The following is an 8,017-nucleotide window of genomic DNA, read 5'->3' as shown; positions in this document are numbered from 1 at the left end:
AGAAACTCTAGTATAGTTCATTAATATCACTCCTTGAGTATATATTAGAACTTTTAAACACGTTTATCAACATTTTTATTAACTATAGTTTTCTCCTTACTAAACAAAAACTGCTAATATCCATATTAGCAGTTTTTATTCCTATATGCTATTGTTGCACTTTTTCTTCACTATTATTTTCTTCAGTGTTATTTCCTTTTTCTGAACCTTCTAATGTGACGTTTTTAAATGAATTACTTATAATATAATCTCCATTACCTACTCTTATAAAGCTTATTTCAACCATATCTCCAATATTACTTAAAGCTACTTGTCTTGAAGTCTCTGTTGATACTGTAAAGATGCTATCTTCACCTTTTATCTTTAAATCATAAATGCTAGCACCATCTTTTACCACAAGACCAATTCTTTCTATTTCACCTTTTACTACTTCTTCACTATTAGATCCTTCCAGTGAAATATTGCTACTTGTTAAGTTTTCTATATATCTATTTAATGTTGTTTGTAATGTATCTCCAACAGCTACAGTATTATAGTTTTTCACATTTACCATTGCATATTGCTTTACCAATCCATTTGCATCTTTTAAAGTCATAAAATATGTTGGTTCTGACTGGATATTTATCAGATATGGGAATGTTGCTGTATATCCATACTGCTGTACTTTTCCTTGTGCAGACTTCATACTTGCATATTCTGTAGCACCTGATGTCTTATACATTGTAGTTTCTCCAGTTCTTGTATTAGTAAGTGTAAAACCAACTAATGATTCATCACTACCTACAGATGTGATACCAGTGTAGTAATAGCATGTATCATCATTAAAAATTATATTCATTCCATCGGTACTAACTAGCTTGTCCTTATCACTAAAGTTAAATACACCATGAACTAATTCTCCCCATTTATTTAAATAGTTTTTAATGTAGCTCATTGTTTGTATTCTATCAACCCATTCTGGAGTATTTTCTATATCATATATATTAGACTCTCCAGTTTGAGCATCTATAATTAATGTACCTATAGCTTTTTGCTCTAAGAATCCTATGGCATTATCATATCTTGTAATAACCCAGTAAGGCTTTCCATCATCATCTAATTCAAAAGTATAGTCTGTATGTCCAGCTTTCATATCATTTAAAAATGCATGTCTATCTAAATCATCAAGAAGATATGCTGATTCTAAATATTTTATTTTTAACTCTTCCCCATTTAATTCTGTTACTAGCTGAACATCATTTTCATTAGTGGCACTAACCTTTACATACCCTGGTGTTCCCTTATGATTAGTTATCCATTTTATTAATGATGAATGCTCTAATGGTGCAACATAGTATAGTGATCCATCTACGCTTTGAAGACTTAAATTACCTATGGTAACTTGACTTCCTAAACTTGGTATTTCACCTAACTTTTTATCTGCTAATTTATAAGCAAGCTCTTTATCTATTGTTGGAAGCTGTGCTAAATCTATATGATGTATTTCGCTTGAAAAATCTACTTCTTCAACTTCACCTATTAAATTTCTATGAGCACTTGGCATTACTATAGGACTTAAAATAATTCCTAAAGCAACATATACTAGCGCCACAGCTCCACCTACAATTATATACTTTTTATTTAATCTTAAAACTCCGTAACCTACTGTACATGCTACGAACACTGCTATTATTATAAACGAACTTAAAGTTAAATCTAAAATTAATTTACTTGAAAATAATAATACTATACCTACAAAGACATAAGTAATTAGCAGCCATTTTAAATATTCCGTTAATTTACTATTTGAATTCAAAAAAATCACCCCTCCGATTACATATTACACTATATTATATAATAATACAATATACTTTAAGAGGTTTTTTATAACTTTTATAGAAGTCTAAAAAACCCCCTACTTGTTTAATTATGAATGATGAATTACGAGTGATGAATTGTGGAATAAACTCACAGAGTTTTATATAATGAAAAATTAAAAATGAAAAATTAACCTGCATTATATAACTACAAATGCATCAACATGAGAACTATATGGATGATAAGTTTTATAACTATATTTATCTTCTATATTATTGTTCTTTCATTTCTAATTTTTCATTTTTAATTCTTAATTTACTAGTTGGTTTTTATATTTTGTGAAAGCTTGCCTTCTGCAATTATATATTCATAATGTAATGCCCTTGTAAGGCCAACATATAAAAGTCTCTGGTTAAGCAGATTATTTTCATAAACACTTTCTAGTGGATTATATATAATAGTTCCATCAAACTCAAGGCCTTTTGTTAAATATACAGGAATTATTACCACATCTGTGGATGGTGCACTTTTTTCATTTCCTTTAATAATCGTATACTCTAAATTAGTATATCTCTTTATGTCTTTCTCTAAGACTTTAGCTTCTTTGAATGTCTTGGTTATTATAGCAATGCTGTGTTTCCCCTCTTTACGTATCTCTTCAACAACATTATATATTTCCATTACACTTTCTCTCTTACTAGAAGTATATTTAATAACTGGCTCCTTACCATGTCTTAATACAGGCTTAGTTTTATTTAAACCTAAGTTTTGTGCTTCCAAGGCTCCATTTGCAAATCTAATTATCTCTATAGTGGATCTATAACTTTGTGAAAGTGCCATATAGGTAGCTTTCCCTTCAAAAACACCTTCTGTTATATCTTCCCACTTACTTATGCCCTTGTAATAATATATTCCCTGAGCTAAATCTCCAACTAATGTTAGAGAATTTCCTTTGGTTAAACTATTGATAAGTAATATCTGCAATGGGCTATAGTCCTGTACCTCATCTACTACTATATGCTTATACTTCTCTTTTTCTTCAATACCTTCCAGTATCATATGTATATATAAAAGTGGTGCTAAATCATCTTCATCAATAATTCCATTTTCAAAATTCTTAATGGTCTCTCGCTTAATATATGCAGCTAAATCTCGTGGTATCCTATTAGCTGTAGCAATTTCAAATAATTCATCATCTTTAAATAAATTTATATAAATATCATTGGAAGTTATACCACGCCAATTTTTAAAGTAATCATTCATTACTTTTTTAGATTCTTTTTTTATATACTCTTTAATACTGTCTCTTTCATTATAAACTTCAATAAGCTTTTTTCTTCGTTGGTCTCCATCTTCATATGTATTTTTAATAGTATTTATCTTACTTTGCCAATCCCTATCCACCATTGCCACTAAGCTAGCAGTCTTTTCTTTAAGCTTTAAGCTTAGATATCTCTTTATTTCATCCTTTCTCTTATTTAATGGATAAGCTTTTAAATCTTTTAGATAAAGTCTAGTGATTTCTCTTTTGGAAAATAGTACATATCCTTTTATTTCTATATCATTTATTTCTAAAGAACTACTTTCTAACAGTGCTATATATCTATCAATAATAACCTTAAAGATTAAATTACCTTTAATCTTTGATGCATTGGAGATACATTTTCTTTCACGGATATCTGCTGTCTCAATTATTTCCTTAAGTTTATCATCCTTAGTCCTAATCTTTCCTTTAAGCTTTAATTTACTTACAACAAGTTCTTGGAAGGTAGTTTCATTTACATCTGTACTTCCTAAGTTAGGAAGTATATCTGAAATATAATCTAAAAATAGTTTATTGGGAGCAAGTACCAAAATATCTTTTCCTTCCATAGACTCTCTATATCTATATAAGAGATAAGCTAATCTATGTAGTGCTATGGTAGTCTTTCCTGAACCTGCAGCTCCTTGAACTATAAGAGGAAGATTTTTGGGCCACCTTATAATATCATTTTGTTCTTTTTGTATGGTTGCCACCACTTCTTTAAGTTTTTTACCACGACTTTCTTCAAGATTTATCTTTAAAAACTCATCAACAAGTTCTTCTCCTTCTAAGCCGTTTATAAGTATTTTATTTATTTCTTCATCAAATATTTGTTTGATATTCTTGTCTTCAAAAAGAAACTTTCTTTTTAGTTCAAGTTCACCTTCTATAACTCCCATAGGTGCTCTATAGTAAGCATTACCCCCTGTACCACTGTAGTAAAGATCAGCCACAGGAGCCCTCCAATCAACTACAATTTCATCACCATCACTGGTGGATGAAATACCTTTTTTACCTATGTATATTTCTTCATGGTCTCCTAATCTTTCAGTGAAATCAACTCTGCCGAAATATGGATTTTTAAGGGCCTCTTCATAACTTTCAATTTCTTTATTTAATATTTTATATATTTTCTCCACATTTTCTTTTTCTTGATTATATCCTCCCTTAGATTCTTTGGTAAGGATTTTAAGCATATTAATTACTTCTTCTTGTGTTTTTCTCTTTTCTTCTAGTTCTTTCATAATCTTTTTTCTCTTATCATTGAGAACTATACTTTCTATTTTAATTTTCTCCTCCATTTTGAATGCTCCCTTGCTAATAAAAAATTATTTTAGAAATAACTTTATATTTCTATACAATTATTTATATTATCTCCAAAACTCCCTATAATTAAAATACTTTTATGAAATTTACTTGAAAAATAAAAGTATTGCCTATCAATTATGATATTTTTATCAATAAAAATATCTACGGACAAGCAATACTTTATTTTTTTAATTTTTAAAAGAATGTATTGGAGCTGGAATTCTTCCCCCTCTTTTTATAAATTCTTCAGATGATGCTTCATTAATCCTCATGACAGGTCCACTACCAAGCAATCCTCCAAACTGAACCATATCACCTTCACTATATCCTGGTGCTGGTATTATTCTTACTGCTGTTGTTTTATTGTTAATTACTCCAATAGCTGCTTCATCAGCTATTATGGCTGATATGGTAGATGCCTTAGTATCTCCTGGAATTACAATCATATCTAGCCCCACTGAACATATGGCTGTCATAGCTTCTAGTTTTTCTAAGTTAAGTGTTCCTTTGTTTACTGCATTAATCATTTCAGCATCTTCTGATACTGGGATAAATGCTCCACTTAATCCACCTACATGACTACACGCCATTACACCACCTTTTTTCACTGCATCATTTAGTATTGCAAGGGCTGCCGTAGTTCCATGAGCACCTACACTTTCCAAGCCCATAGTTTCTAAAATATGTGCAACAGAATCCCCCACTGCTGGAGTAGGTGCCAGTGATAAATCTACAATACCAAATGGAACTACAAGTCTTTTAGAAGCCTCATTGGCTACAAGTTGTCCTATTCTAGTAATTTTGAAAGCTGTCTTCTTAATTGTTTCAGCTACTACATCAAGGGGCTCTCCCTTTACTTTTTCCAGTGCTCTTTGCACAACACCTGGTCCACTTACACCTACATTAATTACCGTATCTGCTTCACCAACTCCATGAAAGGCTCCAGCCATAAACGGATTATCTTCTACTGCATTGGCAAAAACCACAAGTTTAGCACAAGCTATTGCATTTTCATGAGCTGTCAAATCAGCACATTCCTTAATAATTTCACCTATTTCTTTAACAGCATCCATATTTATTCCACTTCTAGTGGAAGCTATATTAACAGATGCACAAACTTTACTTGTTCTTTTTAAAGCTTTAGGAATAGACTTAATTAATATTTTATCTCCCTTATTATAACCTTTATGAACTAATGCAGAAAATCCTCCAATAAAGTTAACACCTAAGTCATTGGCTGCTTTATCAAGTACTTCTGCAAATTTCACATAATTTTCTTCATTTGTTGCTGCAGCAATAAGAGAAATTGGTGTTACAGAAATTCTTTTATTTACAATAGGAATACCAAACTCTGCCTCTATCTCATTTCCCACCTTTACTAAATCTTTTGCACACCTTATAATCTTATTATATATATTTTCCCTGGCTTTATTCCCGTCTGAATCAATACAATCTAGTAGTGATATTCCCATTGTTATTGTCCTAATATCTAATTTTTCCTCTTCTATCATTTTTATTGTTTCTAAAATATTATTCGTATTCACCATTGCACCCCTTTTACAACGTATGCATTGATTTAAATATTTCTTCTCTTTGAATTTTTACTTCAACACCTAATATGGATGCTTCTTTGTTTAATACTCTTTGTACATTTGCAAATTCTTCTGTACATTCCTTTAAGTCAAGCATCATCATCATGGTAAAATATCCATCTAATATAGTTTGGTTTACATCTAAAATATTAATTTTAAGTTTTGATAACTTATTGCTTATAGCTGCAATAATCCCCACTTTATCTTTTCCTATAACAGTTAATATAGCTTTCATTTTAATTCCCCCAATTTTTGTTACAATTATCAAATTATTCTATTTCTCTAACTAGCTCTTTACCTACACCAATTATTGCTGTAACTGATTTTCTAGGAAATAATATATTTCTTAGGTACATTTGATCCACATAAAGTAGTAATCCTCTCCGCTTGCTTCTTATTGATTACCGGCATAATTCCTGCTTGAATGTTAAATGTGCCATTGGCTCCATATTATACTTATTCTTAATAAGAGATGCTATGTCTAAAGTCCTGTTACTTGTAGCTGGCCCACCTGCTCCATAAGTAACACTAATATAATCTGGACTTACTCCTTTAAGCTCTTCTAACATTTTATAAATTGTCTCTATATAAGATGTTACTTTTGGCCGAAAAACCGCCAAGAAAAATATCATTTTTTCTCATTAAATAAATTATTAATTCTCATTGTTGCCCCCTATTATAACCTTTTATACTTAAAAAGAACCTAAAGAATATCCTTTAGGCTCATAATTAGCACATTACACATCCTTATCTTTCAGTAAATTGTTAGAATTAGCACCACAAATTTAATTGATATTTAACAATGAATAATTGATAATTAAAGTCCCTTAGGACTTTTATCCATAATTATCAACTTTCAATTAAAAATAGGTTGCTGAATTTCACAGGGCCAGTCCCTCCACCTCTCTTGATAAGTTTTTATTAAATTATATAAAATTATCCATTACTTGTAAATACTTTTATTTTATACCATTAATAAAAGTATGGAAATTATACTGCAAATTAAGCTTATACCACTTAAAACTGTCACTATTTGAGCTATATTTAATCCTTTTTCTTGCAGCCTAAAATGTATCTGACTTCTATCTGCCTGATATACAGGTTTTCCTTCTGAAAATCTTTTGAAAACTACAAATAAATTATCAAAAATAGGAACTGCAAGAGCTAAAATCGGTAACATTAAACTTAAAATTGTTGCTTGTTTAAAAGCACCATCTAAAGCAATTATGCTCAGGATAAATCCTAAAAAATTTGCACCTGAGTCACCCATAAATATTTTTGCTGGATACTTATTATATACAAGAAACCCTAAAATTGCTCCTGCTAATATCAGTGAAAAATATAATGATGGTGGTTGATTTAATATTATTGCTGTTGCTGCAAAAGTCAATGTTGATATAAATGATAAAGAACCAGCTAGGCCATCCATGCCATCAGACCAGTTTATTACAGTAGTTACACCAAAAATCCATGTTATTGTCAAAATAAATTGAATTATTGGTGGCAATGTAATATATATTCCTGTTAGTGGATTTGTAAATCCTTCAAATGATACACCAGATTTATATACTATAATAGCTGCTAATAATTGTACTATCATCCTTGGAGTTATTCCAAATTCCTTACCAATACTTTTATTATAATCATCTATTATTCCGATAAGTAAAATCATTAAAGCTCCGATAAATATTCCATACTTTTCATCAAAAGGATGATTTCTAAAAACAAAAAAGTATAATGTGAAAAATCCTATGAACATAGCTATTCCACCACATAAAGGAATCTCTCCTCTATGTATTTTTCTTTTCGTTGGTTTATCTGTAAAATTATATTTAATAGACAATTTCATTAAAAAAGGAATTATTCCTATTACTAATAAAAAAGATACTAACATAGCTAATATATACTTCATCAATTTGCTGCTACTCGAAATATGGACAAACATACCCATATTGAGATTTTTCCTTTTTCAACGTGACCTATTTTGTCTTGATAAACATAGACTACTTTAGTTTGA

Annotated in this window: 6 protein-coding genes and 1 riboswitch; all 6 genes read right to left on the bottom strand. The window is 30.1% G+C overall.

Annotated elements, in window-relative coordinates; translation table 11 throughout:
- Positions 1-148 precede the first annotated feature (148 nt).
- Entirely contained in the window at positions 149-1,795 is a 1,647-nt protein-coding gene (locus tag BHW04_RS01080) for a YrzE family protein (protein WP_186835545.1), read from the bottom strand.
- A 320-nt stretch (positions 1,796-2,115) separates the two neighbouring features.
- The gene (helD, locus tag BHW04_RS01075) at positions 2,116-4,401 is read right to left on the bottom strand and encodes an RNA polymerase recycling motor HelD (protein ID WP_186835546.1); all 2,286 of its coding nucleotides are present in this window, start codon (positions 4,399-4,401) and stop codon (positions 2,116-2,118) included.
- A gap of 195 nt (positions 4,402-4,596) precedes the next feature.
- Positions 4,597-5,952 carry a PFL family protein gene (locus tag BHW04_RS01070; RefSeq protein ID WP_302698561.1) on the bottom strand — a complete coding sequence of 452 codons (1,356 nt, stop codon included), beginning with the start codon at positions 5,950-5,952 and terminating at the stop codon, positions 4,597-4,599.
- 13 nt (positions 5,953-5,965) lie between these two features.
- A complete protein-coding gene (locus BHW04_RS01065; RefSeq protein WP_022212829.1) occupies positions 5,966-6,235 on the bottom strand; it encodes an ACT domain-containing protein in 270 nt (89 codons plus the stop codon).
- A 166-nt stretch (positions 6,236-6,401) separates the two neighbouring features.
- Positions 6,402-6,632, bottom strand: a complete 231-nt coding sequence (locus tag BHW04_RS01060; protein WP_022212830.1) for a methylenetetrahydrofolate reductase — start codon at positions 6,630-6,632, stop codon at positions 6,402-6,404.
- A 112-nt stretch (positions 6,633-6,744) separates the two neighbouring features.
- Positions 6,745-6,917, bottom strand: a riboswitch (SAM riboswitch).
- Positions 6,918-6,964: 47 nt separating this feature from the next.
- The gene (locus tag BHW04_RS01055; protein WP_186835548.1) at positions 6,965-7,912 is read right to left on the bottom strand and encodes an MraY family glycosyltransferase; all 948 of its coding nucleotides are present in this window, start codon (positions 7,910-7,912) and stop codon (positions 6,965-6,967) included.
- Positions 7,913-8,017: the final 105 nt, after the last annotated feature.

Source organism: Clostridium sp. 29_15 (assembly GCF_001916075.1).
GTDB lineage: Bacteria > Bacillota > Clostridia > Clostridiales > Clostridiaceae > Clostridium > Clostridium lentum.
Note: the sequence above shows the minus strand (reverse complement) of the source record. Positions and strands in the feature narration are given on the sequence as shown.